The organism is Microvirga pakistanensis (genome assembly GCF_004458765.1).
GTDB lineage: Bacteria > Pseudomonadota > Alphaproteobacteria > Rhizobiales > Beijerinckiaceae > Microvirga > Microvirga pakistanensis.
In genome coordinates this window covers 1-223 of the sequence record NZ_SPJX01000543.1, presented here as the reverse complement: position 1 = coordinate 223, position 223 = coordinate 1, and the positions used below count along the sequence as shown (strand labels likewise).

Annotated in this window: 1 protein-coding gene; it reads right to left on the bottom strand. The window is 68.6% G+C overall.

From position 1 onward, the window contains the following. The coding region (locus E4K09_RS29415; protein ID WP_425293880.1) for a hypothetical protein at positions 1-223 on the bottom strand (223 nt) is incomplete at both ends.

The following is a 223-nucleotide window of genomic DNA, read 5'->3' as shown; positions in this document are numbered from 1 at the left end:
GACAGGTCCTGCCGGCGCTCGGCAGGCGTCAGCGAACCTTCGCCGTAAGCGAGAAGCGACAGGCCCGCCACATAGATCAGGGCCACGAGCGCCTGGAGGCGCGGCTGGTAATGGATGGCTGCGGCCGCGATGGTGATGGGCACCACCCAGGCGGCCGGAAAAGCCGCGAAGAGGTTGCCCGGAACGCCCAGGATGCCGTGGCTGTAGCCCAGGTTGCCGAGGA